Origin of the sequence: Streptomyces sp. NPDC090088 (assembly GCF_044747345.1) — a bacterium.
Classification (GTDB): Bacteria; Actinomycetota; Actinomycetes; order Streptomycetales; family Streptomycetaceae; genus Streptomyces.
Window position 1 is genome coordinate 173815 of record NZ_JBIVDZ010000004.1, and the last position, 15380, is coordinate 189194.

Here is a 15380-nt window from a genome sequence, read left to right on the forward strand (position 1 = left end):
CTATGAGCAACAACAGGGGCAGAGGGCTGCAGGCCAATGCCCTCGGCACGTTCGACACCGTGGTGATGGCCGTCGCGGGCAGCGCACCGGCGTACTCGCTGGCCGCGACCACCGCGGTCCTGGTGGGGGCGGTGGGACTGGCCAGTCCGGCCGCGCTGCTGTGGTGCGCGATACCGATGCTGGGGATCGCGCTGGCCTTCAGCTACCTGGGCCGGATCGACGTGAACGCGGGCGCGAGCTACTCCTGGGTGGGCCGCACCCTGCACCCCTTCCTCGGCTTCGTCAGCGGCTGGGCGCTGGTGGTGTCCGCGACCATCTTCATGGTGGCCGGCTCCCTGCCCGCCGGGTCGATGACCCTGTCCCTGTTCGACGAGGGCCTCGCCGACAACGTGGCCCTGTCCACGGTGGTCGGCGCCGCCTGGTTCCTGATCATGCTGGCGGTGGTGCTCGGCGGCGCCCGCCTCACGGTCCGCGCCCAGCTGCTGATGTCCGGCATCGAACTGGCCATCCTGCTGCTCTTCGCGGTGCTGGCCCTCTTCCACACCGGCAACGCCCGTGCCTTCGACTGGTCCTGGCTGGGCTTCTCGCACTTCGACGGCGTCTCCGGCTTCGCCTCGGGCGCGTTGATCGCCGCGTTCTACTACTGGGGCTGGGACGTCACCAGCAACCTCAGCGAGGAGACCCGCAACTCCCGCCGTACGACCGGACTCGCGGGCCTGATCGGCGTCGGTATCGTCTTCGCCCTTTTCGAGGTGTTCACCATCGCGGTGAACGTGATCCTGTCCTCGGACCAGATCGCCGCGAACGACGCCAACGTCCTGGCCGTCCTCGGCGACCAGGTCGCGCCGGGCTGGGGCGGCAAGGTGCTGATCATCGCCGTGATGCTGTCGACCATCGCCACCCTGGAGACGACCCTCATCCAGGTCACCCGCTCGCTGTTCGCGATGGGCCGGGACCGCACGATGCCGGCCGCGCTGGGCCGGGTGCACCGCACCTGGAACACCCCGCACGTGGCCATCGGTGTGGTGGGCGCGGTGGCCCTGGTGATGTTCATCGCCTCCAACGCCCTAGGTTCGGTGGGCGAGATCCTCTCCGACGCCATCTCGGCGATCGGCCTGCAGATCGCCGTCTACTACGGTCTGGCCGGCCTCGCGGTGGTCGTCGCCTACCGCAAGATGCTCTTCAAGTCGGCCGGCAACTTCCTGCTCGGCGGGGTGTGGCCGCTGTTCGGCGCGGTGTTCATGTTCTGGATCTTCGTCGAGTCGCTGAGCGAGCTGAGCGGCGCGGCGATCGCGATCGGCATCGGCGGTCTGGCCGTCGGCCTGATCCCGATGCTCTGGTACTGGAGACAGGGCAGCGACTACTACCGTCCTGCCAAGCTGGACGCCACCCGCACGGTCGAGGCCGACTACGTCCCCGACGACCACGTCACCGCACATGCCCAGGCTTACGAAGGCCTCCCCACCGATTTCTGAGGTACGAGTCCGATGGCGCGAGACCGCTTCGCCCCCGACTTCGACCCGGACTGCGGGGACTCCTCCCTCACCTCCGCCCGCCAGGACATCGTCATCGGGCGCTGGCAGGGCCTGCGGGAGCTGCTCCGGGCCACCGGGCCCGACTGGCTGGTCCGGGGACACCGGGTACGGCTCCTGGCGCAGGCCTGCGCGGGCAGTTCCACCGCGGAGTCCTGGCTGGCCGCCGAGCCGTACAACGCCGACGCGCTGATCCTGCGGGCGGCGACCGAGACGGCCCGGGCGTTCACCCTGGCCATCTCGGCGGGCCGGGGATTCCCGATCGACCGGGGCAGGATCGACGCCGCCGTGCTGGCCTGCCTGGCCGCCGCGGAGGCGTACCCGCAGGACCCGACGCCCTGGGTCTCCCTGATCTCGGTGGCCCGGCTGTACCCGACCGGGGTGCGTCGGCAGGAACTCGCCCGCTGGTGGGACGAGTTGCACCGGCGCGACCCGTACAACGTGGAGGGCCATCTCCAGGTCCTGCACTACTACTCGGCGCGCTGGCACGGCACGCACGGCCTGATGTACGACTTCGCCCGCGACGCGGCCGGGGTCGCCCCGCCCGGCTGTCCGCTGCCGGTCCTGGTGCAGTACGCCCGCGTCGAGGAGTTCCGCTACGCCCTGGACGCGGCGCAGGGGCAGCAGAACACGGTCGCGCTCAGCCAGCACTGGAAACACGACGGCGCGGTCAGCGACGTACGGCGCACCTGGGAACGCTGGATCGCCCAGCGCGGCGACGCGCCGATCGCCCCGGGTGAACTGCGCGACCTGAACTACCTGACGCACGCGGCCTGTCAGGCGGGCGTCACGGACATCGCCACCGCTCTGCTGCGGCTCCAGGGGCGGCGGGCGACCCGTACGCCCTGGTCGTACACCGGTGACGCGGAGAAGCAGCTCGTGAAGTGGCGGGCGGACCTGAAGATCCGCGGCTGAGGGGCCGGCCGCCGCCCCGCCGGGTCACAGGGGCTGGAGCCGGCGGCGCAGGAGGCAGAACTCGTTGCCCTCGGGGTCGGCCAGGACGTACCAGCTCTCGGTGCCGGTCTGGCCGACGTCGGCGGGCCGGGCGCCCAGCGCGAGCAGCCGTTCCAGCTCGGCGTCCTGGTCGCGGTCGGTGGCGTTGACGTCGAGGTGCAGCGGGAGCTTCCCGGGCCGCGCGTCAGTGCTGGGGCTGAGGACGAGGGTGGGCTGCGGTCCGCCGAAGCCGGTGCCGGGCGGTCCGATCTCGATGCTTCCGTCGTCCTCCCGGCCGAGTTCGACGTAGCCGAGGACCTCGCTCCAGAACGCGGCGAGCCGCTCGGGATCGGCGGCGTCGAGGACCAGCTCACTGATACGGCATGCCATGCGCGTCAGCGTAGGGGGACGCCGGGCGCGGCGCGATCGCGTTTCGTCCGGCGGGCCGCCGGGGACGGTCCCCTAGCCCTCGGTCTGCTCGGCGGGCCGGGCGAGACCCGTCGTCCACTTCTCCTCGATACGGCCGGCCTTCCAGATCAGCAGGGCGAGCGCCCAGGTGGCGAAGAAGAGGCCGACGATGACGAATCCGACGGTGTTGAGGTCGAGTCCGGCGATCCAGTCCCAGAAGACGCCGTGCAGGTCCATCTTGTCGGCGAGCAGGCCGAGGAGTTCCACGGTGCCGATGATGAGCGCGACGGCCACGGACAGGCCGGTGATGGTGAGGTTGTAGTAGACCTTGCGGACCGGCTTGGAGAACGCCCACTCGTAGGCGAAGTTCATGAACGAGCCGTCGATGGTGTCGAGCAGCGACATACCGGCCGCGAACAGGACCGGCAGGGTGAGGATCGCGTACCAGGGCAGTCCGGAGGCGGCGCCGGAACCGGCCAGGACCAGCAGGGCGATCTCGGTGGCGGTGTCGAAGCCGAGGCCGAAGAGCAGGCCGAGCGGGTACATCTGCCAGGGCTTGCGGATCGAGCCGGTGACCCGGCCGAGGAAGCGGTTCATGAGGCCGCGGTTGTTCAGCTGCGTCTCCAGCGCCGCCTCGTCGTAGGCGCCGGAGCGCATCTGCCGGAAGACCTTCCAGATGCCGGCCAGGATGACGAGGTTGATGCCGGCGATCAGGTAGAGGAAGGTGCCGGAGACGGTCGTACCGATCAGGCCGGTGACCTCGTGGAGGTGCGAGCCGTCGTCCTGGACGGGGCCGGCCAGGGTCTTCATGCCGAGCGAGAGCAGCAGGGCGAGGCCGAAGACGATGCTGGAGTGGCCGAGCGAGAACCAGAAGCCGACGGACAGCGGGCGCTGCCCCTCCCCCATCAGCTTGCGGGTGGTGTTGTCGATCGCCGCGATGTGGTCGGCGTCGAAGGCGTGCCGCATGCCGAGCGTGTACGCGGTGACTCCGATGCCGATGCCGAACGACTCGTTTCCGACGCTGAAGTGCTGCGGGGCGATGATCCCGACCAGGGTGCCCCAGCCGATGACGTGCAGGGCGAGCACGAAGGAGGCCATCCCGCCGACCCTGATCCACTCCTGCCGGGTCATGGAGCCCCGGACACGGTGCCAGGCCGAGCGCTTGGTCTCGGCCTGGGCGGGGAGGGACGGAGCGGAACCAGGGGCGGCCGTCATCGGGAGGTGGCATCCTTCGGTCGTGCGGAGGCAGCTGCGATCGGCAGCCTGGTGCCATACTCCCGTACTTGCAAATCGTTCGCATCAATGCCCGCGGCAGGCCTTCACCAAGAGAGTTTCATGGAAAGGTAAAGGCCCGCGGGGTGCTCAGGCGGACAAAAGCCCGCTGCCCAGCCAGTCCTTGCCGTTCCTCACCCCCGGCAGCGCGAAGAAGTAGCCGCCGCCGGTCGGCGAGATGTAGTCGACGAGGGGTTCGTCGATCAGCCGGGTCTGGGTGGCCTCGAACTGGCGCCGGACGTCCTGGTTGTAGCAGCAGAAGACCAGGCCCATGTCGAGGTTGCCGACGCTGTCGATCCCCCGGTCGTAGTTGTAGCCGCGGCGCAGGATGCGGGTGCCGTCGGTCCTGGCGGTCCGCGGGTTGGCGAGCCGGATGTGGGCGTCCAGCGGGATGGCGTTGCCCTTCGGGTCCTTGGCGTACTGGGGGATGTCGGTCTCCTTGGCGCCGTCCAGCGGGGCGCCGGTGTCCTTGCGGCGGCCGAACATCAGCTCCTGCTCGCTCAGCGAGACCCGGTCCCAGAACTCGACGAGCATCCGGATGATCCGGATCACCTGGTAGCTGCCGCCGGTCGTCCACGCGGGCTCGCCCTGCCCCTCGCCGACCCAGATCAGCCGGTCCGTCTCGCGGGCCGAGTTCACGTCCGGGTTGGCGATGCCGTCCTTGAAGCCGAGCAGGTTGCGCTGGGCGCCGGTGGGCCGCGGGGCGTTCTGGAAGCCGTCGATCCGCCACTTGATCTGCATGGCGCCGCGGGTGTGCTTGGCGATGTCCCGCAGGGCGTGCAGCACCGTGTCCGTGCTGGCGGCACAGATCTGGAGCGACAGGTCGCCGTGGCACTCGGCCGCGTCGAGGTGGTCGTTCGGGAAGGTCCGCATCGGCGTCAGCCGGGCCGGCTTCGCCTTCGCCAGGCCGTAGCGGTCGTCGAAGAGGGAGGCGCCGACGCCGACGGTGACCGTCAGCGCGTCGGAGGGGACCGTGGGGCCGAGGATGCCGTTGTCGGAGGGCGGCGCGCCCACGCCGAGGTCCTCGGGGGTGCCGCCGGAGGTGAGGAAGCGGGCCCGCGCGGTGATCGTCTTCAGCAGGTCGGCGAGTTCCTGCCGGCTGTCGGCGATGACGTCGAGGGAGACGAAGGTGGCGGCGGCCGGGGCCGGGGTGAGGATGCCGGCCTGGTGGGCGCCGTGGAAGGGGACCTGGGCGGTGCCGGTCGCGTCGGCGGCCTGGGCCTCGGCGGTACCGCCGGCCTGGCCGAGCGCGAACCCGCCGCCGGCCAGCACCGCGCCCGCGGCCCCGGCGCCGAGCGCCGTCCGCACGAAGGAACGGCGGCCCGCGCCCATCGGGCAGGACGGGGTGTCGGCAGCGGACATCGGAGGGTTCCCTTCGTCGTACAGGTGCGTGTCTTCTGCGTGGTTCATCAGGCGGACTTCCTGATCTCCAGGAGGTCCGGCACCGGGGAGAGGTCCTCCAGCAGTTGGCCGGTGACGCCGTTGAGCTGTTGCCGCGCCGTCGCGTCGAGCTTCTCCACGGGGGTCCAGCCCGCCCCCTGGTGCTCGGCGTCCAGCAGCTTTTGCAGGCGGGCGATGTCCGCGTCGACGGTCGGCAGCAGCGCGGGCGCGCGTGTGGTCAGCAGCGGCCTCAGTACGGTGAGCAGCTCGCGGGTGCCGGCCAGGTTGGCGTTCGCGGTGGCGAGGTTGGTGCCGCTGCCCTCGTCGGTGTCGGCGGTCAGCTCGAACTGGAGGGTGTTCTCCAGGATCTCGTGGGCGCGCAGCGGCAGGTCGCCCGGGTCGAAGTCCTGGGCGGGGAACGCCTTCTGGAGCCCGGCGACCGCGTCGGCGAGCGCCTGGACCGGAGCCTTCAGCTGTCCGGCGGTCTGCGCGTGCCACAGCCCGTACTCGACCCGGTGGAACCCTGCGAAGTCCGGGTCGGCCACCCCGCCCGCGAGGCCGTCGGCCCGGCCGTTGATCTTCTGGTCGAAGTCCTCGAAGGTGCCGTACGCGGCGCCGAGGGAGGCGTAGGTGAGGTGGGCGGTCAGCCAGTCGGTGCGGGCCTTGGCGAGGTGGTTGCCCTCGATGTCGGCTTCGAGGGTGCGGGTCTGGGTGACGAGGGTGGCCAGCCCCTGCTCGACGTACACCTTGTACTGCTTCAGCGGCTCCGCGAGGTCGTTCTCCGATACCGGTACGACCGCCTTGGCGCCGCTTCCGCTGCCGCTGACGGTGACCGATTTGGAGGTGACGGCCTTGCCGCCGGAGGGGACGCAGCGCCAGGCGTACGTCCCGCCGGAGACGGTCGCGACCAGGTCACGCGTGGTGCCGGGGGCGAGACCCTCGACCTCCCCGTAGACCGCGTTGCTGCTCGGGTCGATCAGATACACCTCGGAGGTCTTGCTCCCGGTGTTCCGCATCTGGAAGGTCTGCCGACCCGCCTCGGGCGCACTGAACCCCTTCCCGCACTCGGTCTCCGACACCGCGACGGTCTGCCCCCCGGCCGGCTTGGGCCGCCCCAGAGCCACGACGAGCCCGGCGACGACCGCGGGCACGGCCACCACGGCGACGGGCACCACCCAGGCGGGACGACGGCGCGGCCCCCGGGCGGGCTTCGAACCGGGGTCCGGCCGACCGACGGCGGGATCCGGCGCCGCCTCCTCGGCGGAAGGCTCCGCCCCCGCACCGGGCGGCGACGCTGTCCCTTCGGCGGCCTCGGACCCGAGGTCCGTCCGGTCGGCAGCAAGGTCCGACTCCGCCCACGGCCCGGACACCTCAGTGGAAGACTCCGTCCCGCCGTCGGACGCGGGCTGCTCCGCAGCGCGGTCGGCCGACCCGGGCTGCGGTTCCGCGGCCGCGGGCATCGGCGTGCGGGGCTCGGCATCGGCGGGCTCCGGCCGGGACACGGCGGCGACCGCGCGCGGCTCGGTCCGCTCGGCGGCCGGGTTCGGCGCGGAGGTGCGGACTCCGCGTACGAACAGCGTCATGACGACCGCGAGATAGCCGAGGTACCCGGTCACCTGGAGCCAGGTCATGGTCGGCGTGATGTTGAGGACGCCCTGGAGGAGGGTGCTGTACCAGGAGCCCGCGTCGACGCTGCCGCTGAGGTCCAGGGCGTACGCGGTGGTGCCCGGGAGGACACCGCCCTCCTGGAGGTCGCGCAGGCCGTAGCCGAGGACACCGGCGGCGATCACGATGAGGACGGCGCCCGTGTAGGTGAAGAACCTGCTCAGGTTGATCTTCAGGACGCGGCGGTACAGGCCCCAGCACAGCCCCGCCGCCAGGACCAGGCCGATCCCGGCGCCGGTCAGGGGCCCGGCGGACTCGCCGGCCGCCCGGGCGGTGGTCCACAGGAACAGCGCGGTCTCCAGCCCCTCCCGGCCGACCGCGAGGAACGAGGTGAGGATCAGCACGCCCGAGCCCATCGCCAGCGCGCCGGTCACCTTCTCCTTGATCTCGCCGGAGAGACTGCGCGCCGAGCGGCGCATCCAGAAGACCATCGCGGTGACGAAGGCGACCGCGATCACGCTGAGGGTGCCGCCGAAGGCCTCCTGGGCGGTCGCGGAGAGCGAGGCGGCGGTGAAGGTGAGGACCGCGCCGAAGCTCATCGCCAGCGCGATGGCGGCCAGCACGCCCGTCCACACCTGCGGCAGCCGGCTTCTGGCCCCGGCCCGTACCAGGGTGGCGACGAGGATCGAGACGATCAGCCCGGCCTCAAGCCCTTCCCTCAGCCCGATCAGGAAACTCGGAAACGCGTCGTCCCACATCCGCCGCAGCCCTCCCCGGCAGGCCCGTCCCCGCCTCTTGGCTCGAACTTAGTGAAGGCATGCCTTACTCCGCCGACCATGATGACTACACCCGTGTAGTCAGTCAGTCATGAACAGGTAATGGTGCGGCAAAAGCCGTGAGGGGACTCCGACCCGCGCACGCGGGAACACGGGCGGGACGCCAGTCGTCTACATTGAAGTAGACCGTCTACAGTCCAGTAGTCATTGAAAGCGCGCCACACCGAAAGGCCCCCGCCGAGGTCATGAACCGCAAGAGGACCGCGGAGTCCGCGGGGAGCGTCGCGCTCGGTGCCTGGGCGGCCTTCGCCGTGCTCGCCCTGGTCGTGGCCGGCCGGCACGGCGCCCCGCTCGGCATGGACCGCGCGCTGCTGACGTGGTCCCTCGGCCACCGCCCGGCCGTGGCGGTGGCCGTGGCCCGGGGGCTGACCGCGACCGGCACCGGGGTGATCCCGTACGCCCTGGTCGTGGCGGCCGGCCTGTACGCGGGCCGCACCCCGCGCCGGCGGCCGGCCGGCGCGCTGCTCGGCGTCGCCTGCCTCGCCCTGGGGCAGCTGGCGCGGCGCGGCGTGATGGAGTGGATCGCCCGGCCCAGACCACCGCAGCAGGACTGGCAGACGCACGCCTCCGGCTGGTCCTTCCCGTCCGGCCACAGCACCACGGCGGCGCTGACCGCCGGTCTGGTGATCCTCGCCGTCCGGACCCGCGCCCCGCGGGGCGCCACGCCGTGGTGCGTCGCCGTCGCCTGCTGGGCGGTCGCCGTCGGGGGCACCCGGGTCTTCCTCGGCGTGCACTGGGTCACGGACGTGCTCGGCGGCTGGCTCTTCGCCGTCGGCTGGCTCGGGCTCTGCGGGTGCGCGGCCGCCCGGTGGATCCCGGACGCCGGGGCACCGGACGACGTACCGCGGAGACCGGTGCCCGCACCGTGACTCAGGAGGTGGCGCCGGGGCCGTCCGGGCGGGTGCGGCGCTGGTCGATCATCTCCCGGGTGAGGTCCTCCGTCTCGGGCTCCGGGAGCCGTTCGAAACCGTCCTCCGTGATGACCGAGACCCGCGGGAAGATACGGCGGTTGAGGTCGGGCCCGCCGGTCGCCGAATCGTCGTCGGCCGCGTCGTAGAGCGCCTGGAGCGCGGCCAGGGCGGCCTCGCGGCGGGTCAGGCCGGGACGGTACAGCTTCTTCAGGGCTCCCCCGGCGTACGGCGAGCCGCTGCCCTCGGCGTGGAACGCGCGCTTCTCGTAGAGGCCGCCGGCGACGTCGAAGCTGAAGATGCGGCCGCGTTCGCCCTCCGGGGCCTTGGTGTCGTAACCCGCGAGCAGCGGGACGACGGCGAGGCCCTGCATGGCCTGTCCGAGGTTCTCGCGGATCATCGCGGCGAGCCGGCGGGCCTTGCCGTCGAGGGTCAGGGGGATGCCCTCGACCTTCTCGAAGTGGGTCAGCTCGACCTGGTAGAGCTTGACCATGTCGAGGGCGAGTCCGACGGTGCCGGCGAAGGCGACCGCCGTGAGGTCGTCGGCGGGGTGCACCTTCTCCAGGTCGCGCTGGGCGATGAGATTGCCCATGGTGGCCCTGCGGTCGCCGGCGATCAGCACACCGTCGCGGTAGCTGAGGGCCAGGACGGTGGTGCCGTGCGGGAAGGCACCGGGCGGGGCGACCGTACCGACGGGCAAGGGACTGCGGGTGGGCAGCAGTTCGGGCCGGTGGGCGGCGAGGAACCCGGCGAAGGACGAGCTCCCGGGTGTGAAGAACTCCTCCCCGAGGCGGCCACCGGTGTCGTGGTCGTGCGCTGCCATGCCACTCCCCCTCCCGCGCGGGCCCCGTGAGTCGCCCGACGACACCGGACTCCTACCTGATGCGGGCCGCCGGGAAACGCCCCGCCGGTCACAGCGCCCGGCGCCGGACCAGCAACCCCAGGACCAGCAGCCCCGGCAGCAGCGGCAGCCACACGGTCAGCAGCCGGTAGCCGAGCACCGCGGAGGCGGCCGTGGCGGCCGGGGTCCCCGAGGCGGTGAGGGCGAGGGCGAGGGCCGCGTCGAGCGAGCCGAGGCCGCCCGGGATGGGCAGCAACGCGGCGGCACCGCTGGCCGCGAGGTAGAGCAGCGCCACCCGGGCCGGGGACAGCGGCAGTTCGACCGCCCGGATCACGGCGAAGAGGACCAGCGCGTGCAGCCCGGCGAAGGCGAGCGAGCCGCCCCACAGCGCCGCCGCACGGACCGGACGGGCGTGCAGGGCCCGGATGTCGGCCACCACCGCGGACACCGCGACCCGGCAGCGGGGCCACACCCGGGCCCGGAGCAGGGCGACGGCCACGACGGCCACGACCGTCAGCGCCAGCACCGCGGCCATCGGCACGTGCGGGGTCCGCAGCAGCCCCGGGCAGGCGGGGGCGAGGACGGCGATGAGGGCCAGCCGGACCACGGCACCGGCGGCGGCCTTGACCGCGAGGGCCGACGCGCCACGGCCCGCCGGGAGTCCGCAGCGCATCAGGAACCGCAGGTTCACCGCGCCCGCGCCGAGTCCGGCGGGCAGCACGTGGTTGGCGGCCGAGGCGGCGAACTGCGCGGCGACCAGCCGTCCGCCGGGCAGCCGGGAGGTCACCGCACCCTGCTGGGCGAGCGCCGACGACGCCCAGGTCCCCACCGCCGCCGCGGCCGCCACCAGCAGCCAGCCCTGGTCGGCGACGGCCAGCCGGAGCGCCCCGTGCTCCACGGTCGGCCAGTGCCGCCGCAGCAGCCAGCCCGCGCAGACCAGCAGGGCGAGGCAGACACCGCTCTGCCAGTAGACCCCTCGGCGGCCTGCGGCGGGTACGGCGTTCACGTTCGGGACCATCGAGGCACCCACCCCTGTTCCCCTACAGCGCGTAGGACCGTCCATGGACTAGGGGACAAACACTGACAAACTAACCGGAATTACTGGCCGAGGCCGCGCCGGTACGCCCATCCGGACGGCGGCACTACGCGCTGTAAGGTTGAGCCATGGCTGGCACAGGGTCCCGCGGCAGGGCGGAGCGGCGCAGCGCCGGAGAACTGGAGAGCGAGGTCCTCGCAGCCCTGTGGGCGACCGACCGTCCGCTGACCCCGGCCGAGATCCAGTCCGAGATCGGCGGCGGCCTCGCGTACAACACGGTCCATACGATCCTCAAACGGCTGTACGACAAGGGGCTGGTGCTGCGGGACGCGGACGGGCGGCGCGGCGCGTACCGGCCGGCGAAGAACGCGGCCGAGCTGACCGCCGAGGCCATGCACGAGGCACTGGACCGGGGCCCGGACCCGATCGCGGCGCTCCAGCAGTTCGTGTCCGGGCTGAGCCCGGAGGAGGAGCGGGCGCTGCGGAACCTGTTCGCCGGAGGCGGCGCATGAGGTTCGACGTCTACACCCCGCTGCTGGTCTCCCTGTTGCTGCCGCTGGTCAGCCCGGCGGTCGGCCGACGGGTGGCGCCGGCGCTGGCGGCCCGTGTGCTGACCTCCGCCGCCGCGCTGACCGCCGCCGCGACCACCTGGTCCCTGATCCTGCTGACGACCGCGCTGGTGGGGGACGCCCCGCCGCTGGTGCGGGAGGCCCACGAGGACGGGCGGCGGCTGGCCGACCCGGTGCCCGAGGTGATCGGCGTCGCCGCGTGTCTCACGCTGGCCGTGGTGGTGTGGCGGGTGCAGCGGGCGGTACGCGCCGAGCGCCGGACCCGGCGGGCCCTGCGGCGGCTGTGCGCGGGGCATCCCCGGGACACCGAGCTGGTGGTGGCCGCCTCCGAGACGCCCCAGGCGTTCGCGATCCCGGGCCGGCCGGGCCGGATCCTGGTCACCTCGTCGATGCTGAGCGCGCTGGCACCGGCCGAGCGGCGGGTGCTGCTGGCCCACGAACGGGCCCACCTCACCCACCGCCACGGCCGCCTGATGACGGCGGCGACACTGGCCGCCGCCGCCAACCCGCTGCTCGGCCCGGTCCGTTCGGCCGTGTCCTTCCTGGTGGAGCGCTGGGCCGACGAGCAGGCGGCGACCGCCGTCGGCGACCGCGTCACCACCGCCCGGGCCCTGGCCCGCGCCGCCCTGAGCGCGCGGCCGGGCTGCGCCCTCAACTTCACGGACCGCGCGGTGACCCGCCGGATCGCGGCACTCCAGACGGCCCCACCCCCCTCACTGTGGCCGGCCGCCGCGGCCGTCCTCGCCCTCGGCGCACTGGCCGCCCTCTTCGCCGCCGACGCGACAGGCGACCTGGTGGGCCTCCTCTTCAACGCCCTCACGTAAAGCGCCCCGTCAGGGGCGCGGGGAACTGCGCGACCAGCCACGACGAACCGGTGGCCGACGACGGTCGGTCATCCGCGCCACCGTCGTGGCTCGTCGCGCAGTTCCCCGCGCCCCCAAGAAAACTGCTCAGGTCGGTCGATGAGGTGCCCGGTGCTCCGGCTGGCGTGGGACCGGGCCCGGCCGCACCGGGGGCACCGCCCGCACCGCCGGGCTGTCCGTGCCGATCGTCACCGGCTCCCCGTGGTGGTGCACGGTGAGCGGCGGGCCGTCGAGCAGGGTGTACGTGGCCTTGTCGGCGCCGATCTCCACGCGCAGCCTGCTGTCGCGCAGTTGCAGGCTGAAGGCCAGCCGGCGCAGCCGTTCGGGCAGCCGGGGGGCGAACCGGGCGCCGTCGTCGTAGTGGCGCAGGCCGCCGAAGCCGGCCACCAGGGCCATCCAGGTGCCGGCGAGGGAGGCGATGTGCAGTCCGTCGCGGGTGTTGTGCTCCAGGTCGTCGAGGTCCATCAGCGCGGCCTCGGCGGTGTAGGCGTGAGCGAGCGTGAGGTGGCCGGCCTGGGCGGCGACGACGGCCTGGCAGCAGGCGGAGAGCGAGGAGTCGCGGACCGTCAGCGGCTCGTAGTAGGCGAAGTTGCGGGCGATGTGCTCCGCGTCGAAGTACGCCTCGCAGGTGTACATCGCGAGGACCAGGTCGGCCTGTTTGACGACCTGTTTGCGGTAGAGGTCGAAGTAGGGGAAGTTCAGCAGCAGCGGGTACTGCTCGGGGCGGGTGCCGGCGAAGTCCCAGCGCTGGTACCGGGTGAACCCGGCGTGCTGCTCGTGGACGCCGAGTTCCTGGTTGTACGGGATGTGGACGGCCTCGGCGGCGTCCCGCCAGGCCGCGGACTCCTCCGCGTCGACGCCGAGCCGGGCCGCCTGCCGCGGATGGCGTTCCACGGCGTCGGCGGCGGCCAGCAGGTTCGCGCGGGCCATCAGGTTGGTGTACGTGTTGTCGTCGGCGACCGCGCTGTACTCGTCGGGGCCGGTGACGCCGTCGATGTGGAAGGCGCCGCGGCTGTCGTGGTGGCCGAGCGAGCGCCACAGCCGGGCGGTCTCCACGAGGAGTTCGACGCCGGTGTCCCGTTCGAAGTCGGTGTCGCCGGTGGCGGCGACATAGCGGACCACGGCGTCGGCGACGTCGGCGTTGACGTGGAAGGCCGCGGTGCCGGCCGGCCAGTACGCGGAGCCCTCCGAGCCCGCGATGGTCCGCCAGGGGAACGCGGCCCCGTCCAGGCCCAGTTGGGCGGCGCGTTCACGGGCGGCGGGCAGCGTGTTGTGCCGCCAGCGCAGCGCCTCGGCGACGGCGCCGGGGGCGGTGTGGGTGAGGACGGGCAGGACGAACATCTCGGTGTCCCAGAAGGCGTGCCCGTCGTACCCGGAGCCGGTCAGGCCCTTCGCGGGTATCGCCCGCTGTTCGGCGCGGGCGCCCGCCTGCAGGACGTGGAAGAGGGCGAAGCGGACGGCCTGCTGGATCTCCTCGTCGCCGTCCACCTCCACGTCGGCGCGGGACCAGAAGTCGTCGAGGTAGCCGCGCTGTTCGTCGAGGAGTCCCGGCCAGCCCTCGTGCGCGGCGGCGGCGAGGGCCGCGTCCACCTGGTCGGCCATCGCGGGCAGGGAGCGCACCCCGGACCAGCCGTGCGCGACGAACTTCTCCACCCGCAGCCGCTCCCCCGGCTCCAGTACGGAGGTGACGGTCAGCCGGGCCACGTCCGTACCGCTCTCGGCACGGGCCGAGGTCCGCTCGGGGCCGGAGACCGTGTGGTCGGCGGCGACGGCGACCCGCAGCCCGCTGCGCCGGGTGCGGTGCACCAGCCGGAGCCGGTGCCCGGCGGCGAACCCGTCCTCCTGCTCCAGCGGCGACTGCAGCGCGATCGCGGCCCGCGGATCGCCGTTCGCGTCGGGCAGCTGCTCGTTGGTGACCAGCTCGGACTGGATCACGATCCGGCAGCGCCGGTCGACGGCCGCCACCTCGTAGGAGACGGCGGCCACCGCCCGCTGGGTCAGCGACACCAGCCGGGTCGAGCGCACCCGTACGGTGGATCCGGCGGGCGAGGTCCACTCGCAGGTCCGCTCCAGGACGCCCCGGCGCAGGTCCAGGACCCGCTCATGGGCGACGAGACGGCCGTAGCGCAGGTCGAAGGGCTCGTCGTCGACCAGCAGCCGCAGGATCTTGCCGTTGGTGACGTTGATGACGGTCTGCCCGGACTCCGGATAGCCGTAGCCGGCCTCGGCGTACGGCAGCGGGTGCACCTCGTGCACGCCGTTGAGGTAGCTGCCCGGCAGGCCGTGCGGCTCGCCCTCGTCGAGGTTGCCGCGCCAGCCGACGTGCCCGTTGGACAGCGCGAACACCGACTCGCTCTGCGCGAGCACGTCGAGGTTGAGCGTGGTCTCGCGGACCGCCCAGGGTTCCACGGCGTACGACCGGTGGGTGATCACTCCTTGCCTCCCAGTTCGGCGAGGTCCTGCACCACGGTGTCCGCGCCGTGCGCGTACAGGGCGTCCTTCTGTCCGACGCGGTCGACTCCGACGACGTACCCGAAACGGCCCGCGCGACCCGCGTCCATCCCGGCGAGGGCGTCCTCGAAGACGGCGGCCCGGGAGGGTTCGACGCCGAGGTCGCGGGCGGCGGCCAGGAAGGTGTCCGGGTGCGGCTTGCCGGGCAGCCGGCGTTCGGCGGCCACGACGCCGTCGATGCGGACGTCGAAGAAGTGCTCGGCGCCGATCGAGCGCAGTACGTCACGGCAGTTGGCGCTGGAGGAGACGATCGCGGTGCGCAGCCCCCGCTCCCGGACCGCCTCCAGATAGCGCAGGGTGCCGTCGTAGGCCTCCACTCCCTGGGCGCGTATCTTCGCCAGGAGCAGTTCGTTCTTGCGGTTGCCGAGGCCGTGCACGGTGGGCGCGTCCGGTGGGTCGTCCGGGGCGCCCTCGGGCAGGTGGATGCCGCGGGAGTCGAGGAAGGCGCGGACCCCGTCGGCGCGCGGGCGTCCGTCGACGTACTCGTCGTAGTCGGCGACCGCGTCGAAGGGCCGCTGGCCGTCGTGGCCGCGCAGGAAGGCGTCGAAGGTCTCCTTCCAGGCCGCCGCGTGCACGACGGCGGTCTTGGTGACGACCCCGTCGAGGTCGAAGAGACACGCCTGGATGGTGTCGGGCAGACCGAGTGCAGTCATGTCCCGCATCTTCCCCACCGCGCGGCTTCGAGC

13 protein-coding genes are annotated in these 15380 nt (G+C 72.7%); 5 read left to right on the forward strand and 8 right to left on the reverse strand.

What is annotated here, in order from left to right; translation table 11 throughout:
- The first annotated feature begins 2 nt into the window (after positions 1 to 2).
- On the forward strand, positions 3 to 1475 hold the full coding sequence (locus tag ACIPSJ_RS20930) for an APC family permease (protein ID WP_359216370.1): 1473 nt from the start codon (positions 3 to 5) through the stop codon (positions 1473 to 1475).
- A gap of 12 nt (positions 1476 to 1487) precedes the next feature.
- Complete coding sequence (locus tag ACIPSJ_RS20935) at positions 1488 to 2447, forward strand: hypothetical protein (protein WP_355718318.1); 960 nt, start codon at positions 1488 to 1490, stop codon at positions 2445 to 2447.
- A gap of 24 nt (positions 2448 to 2471) precedes the next feature.
- Here the strand turns inward: ACIPSJ_RS20935 and ACIPSJ_RS20940 are convergent, their stop codons facing one another.
- The 4 genes from ACIPSJ_RS20940 to efeU form a co-directional block, all read right to left on the reverse strand.
- Entirely contained in the window at positions 2472 to 2855 is a 384-nt protein-coding gene (locus ACIPSJ_RS20940) for a VOC family protein (protein ID WP_365678765.1), read from the reverse strand.
- Between the two features lie 72 nt (positions 2856 to 2927).
- Positions 2928 to 4088, reverse strand: coding sequence for a HoxN/HupN/NixA family nickel/cobalt transporter (locus tag ACIPSJ_RS20945; protein WP_401347640.1), 1161 nt, complete (start codon positions 4086 to 4088; stop codon positions 2928 to 2930).
- 147 nt (positions 4089 to 4235) lie between these two features.
- A complete protein-coding gene (gene efeB / locus ACIPSJ_RS20950; protein WP_401347642.1) occupies positions 4236 to 5507 on the reverse strand; it encodes an iron uptake transporter deferrochelatase/peroxidase subunit in 1272 nt (423 codons plus the stop codon).
- 47 nt (positions 5508 to 5554) lie between these two features.
- On the reverse strand, positions 5555 to 7888 hold the full coding sequence (efeU, locus tag ACIPSJ_RS20955; RefSeq protein ID WP_401347645.1) for an iron uptake transporter permease EfeU: 2334 nt from the start codon (positions 7886 to 7888) through the stop codon (positions 5555 to 5557).
- 263 nt (positions 7889 to 8151) lie between these two features.
- Between efeU and ACIPSJ_RS20960 the strand changes: the two genes are divergently transcribed.
- Positions 8152 to 8835, forward strand: coding sequence for a phosphatase PAP2 family protein (locus tag ACIPSJ_RS20960; protein ID WP_401347647.1), 684 nt, complete (start codon positions 8152 to 8154; stop codon positions 8833 to 8835).
- A 1-nt stretch (position 8836) separates the two neighbouring features.
- Here the strand turns inward: ACIPSJ_RS20960 and prcB are convergent, their stop codons facing one another.
- Positions 8837 to 9697, reverse strand: coding sequence for a proteasome subunit beta (prcB, locus tag ACIPSJ_RS20965; RefSeq protein ID WP_401347650.1), 861 nt, complete (start codon positions 9695 to 9697; stop codon positions 8837 to 8839).
- Positions 9698 to 9785: 88 nt separating this feature from the next.
- Positions 9786 to 10733 (reverse strand): lysylphosphatidylglycerol synthase domain-containing protein, encoded by a 948-nt coding sequence (locus tag ACIPSJ_RS20970; protein ID WP_401347653.1) that lies wholly within the window; start codon positions 10731 to 10733, stop codon positions 9786 to 9788.
- 146 nt (positions 10734 to 10879) lie between these two features.
- Between ACIPSJ_RS20970 and ACIPSJ_RS20975 the strand changes: the two genes are divergently transcribed.
- The gene (locus tag ACIPSJ_RS20975) at positions 10880 to 11263 is read left to right on the forward strand and encodes a BlaI/MecI/CopY family transcriptional regulator (RefSeq protein ID WP_355718298.1); all 384 of its coding nucleotides are present in this window, start codon (positions 10880 to 10882) and stop codon (positions 11261 to 11263) included.
- Positions 11260 to 12144, forward strand: a complete 885-nt coding sequence (locus tag ACIPSJ_RS20980; RefSeq protein WP_359216391.1) for a M56 family metallopeptidase — start codon at positions 11260 to 11262, stop codon at positions 12142 to 12144. The genes ACIPSJ_RS20975 and ACIPSJ_RS20980 overlap by 4 nt, the downstream gene beginning before the upstream one ends.
- A 126-nt stretch (positions 12145 to 12270) precedes the next feature.
- On the opposite strand, the gene ACIPSJ_RS20985 is transcribed toward ACIPSJ_RS20980, so the two are convergent.
- Together ACIPSJ_RS20985 and ACIPSJ_RS20990 are read right to left on the reverse strand one after the other, a co-directional pair.
- Complete coding sequence (locus tag ACIPSJ_RS20985) at positions 12271 to 14616, reverse strand: glycoside hydrolase family 65 protein (RefSeq protein WP_401347657.1); 2346 nt, start codon at positions 14614 to 14616, stop codon at positions 12271 to 12273.
- Entirely contained in the window at positions 14613 to 15347 is a 735-nt protein-coding gene (locus tag ACIPSJ_RS20990) for a beta-phosphoglucomutase family hydrolase (RefSeq protein WP_401347660.1), read from the reverse strand. The genes ACIPSJ_RS20985 and ACIPSJ_RS20990 overlap by 4 nt, the downstream gene beginning before the upstream one ends.
- Between the last annotated feature and the right edge of the window lie 33 nt (positions 15348 to 15380).

Excerpts from the sequence above, each read along its gene's own strand:
- ACIPSJ_RS20930 (WP_359216370.1), top strand. The coding sequence starts at position 3 with ATGAGCAACAACAGGGGCAGAGGGCTGCAGGCCAATGCCCTCGGCACG.
- ACIPSJ_RS20935 (WP_355718318.1), top strand. The coding sequence starts at position 1,488 with ATGGCGCGAGACCGCTTCGCCCCCGACTTCGACCCGGACTGCGGGGAC.
- ACIPSJ_RS20940 (WP_365678765.1), bottom strand. The coding sequence starts at position 2,855 with ATGGCATGCCGTATCAGTGAGCTGGTCCTCGACGCCGCCGATCCCGAG.
- ACIPSJ_RS20945 (WP_401347640.1), bottom strand. The coding sequence starts at position 4,088 with ATGACGGCCGCCCCTGGTTCCGCTCCGTCCCTCCCCGCCCAGGCCGAG.
- efeB (WP_401347642.1), bottom strand. The coding sequence starts at position 5,507 with ATGTCCGCTGCCGACACCCCGTCCTGCCCGATGGGCGCGGGCCGCCGT.
- efeU (WP_401347645.1), bottom strand. The coding sequence starts at position 7,888 with ATGTGGGACGACGCGTTTCCGAGTTTCCTGATCGGGCTGAGGGAAGGG.
- ACIPSJ_RS20960 (WP_401347647.1), top strand. The coding sequence starts at position 8,152 with ATGAACCGCAAGAGGACCGCGGAGTCCGCGGGGAGCGTCGCGCTCGGT.
- prcB (WP_401347650.1), bottom strand. The coding sequence starts at position 9,697 with ATGGCAGCGCACGACCACGACACCGGTGGCCGCCTCGGGGAGGAGTTC.
- ACIPSJ_RS20970 (WP_401347653.1), bottom strand. The coding sequence starts at position 10,733 with ATGGTCCCGAACGTGAACGCCGTACCCGCCGCAGGCCGCCGAGGGGTC.
- ACIPSJ_RS20975 (WP_355718298.1), top strand. The coding sequence starts at position 10,880 with ATGGCTGGCACAGGGTCCCGCGGCAGGGCGGAGCGGCGCAGCGCCGGA.
- ACIPSJ_RS20980 (WP_359216391.1), top strand. The coding sequence starts at position 11,260 with ATGAGGTTCGACGTCTACACCCCGCTGCTGGTCTCCCTGTTGCTGCCG.
- ACIPSJ_RS20990 (WP_401347660.1), bottom strand. The coding sequence starts at position 15,347 with ATGACTGCACTCGGTCTGCCCGACACCATCCAGGCGTGTCTCTTCGAC.